This is a genomic window from Psychrobacter sp. TB55-MNA-CIBAN-0194 (assembly GCF_040309505.1).
Taxonomy (GTDB): domain Bacteria; phylum Pseudomonadota; class Gammaproteobacteria; order Pseudomonadales; family Moraxellaceae; genus Psychrobacter; species Psychrobacter fozii.
On sequence record NZ_JBEOOW010000354.1, the window covers coordinates 1 to 267 of the forward strand.

Genomic DNA, 267 nt, shown 5'->3' on the forward strand with positions numbered 1-267 from the left:
GAATTGCACTTACGTGCCTTATGCAATTTACCTTTGCATCAACCACAAGTGAACTTTCAATGTGTGATGGTTAACCTAATTGGTGTTGATAAAGACGACCGTTGGTTAAGCCTGCCAAATGCTGAACTGTTTTGGTACAACAAAGAAGTTCGCGTGGGCCGTAAAGTGGGTCACTTGAATCTGTCTGTGCATAATAAAGCGATGTTAGATGACAGCATTAGCCAACTAAAAGCTTGGATGCCACAGCAATATCAAGCACCGCTGGAT

The 267-nt window shown here is 42.7% G+C and carries 1 protein-coding gene; it reads left to right on the top strand.

Features of this window, described 5'->3' with window-relative positions; translation table 11 throughout:
• A partial coding sequence (locus AAEY75_RS15435; RefSeq protein ID WP_502944438.1) for a hypothetical protein occupies nucleotides 1–267 on the top strand: 267 nt, incomplete at both ends.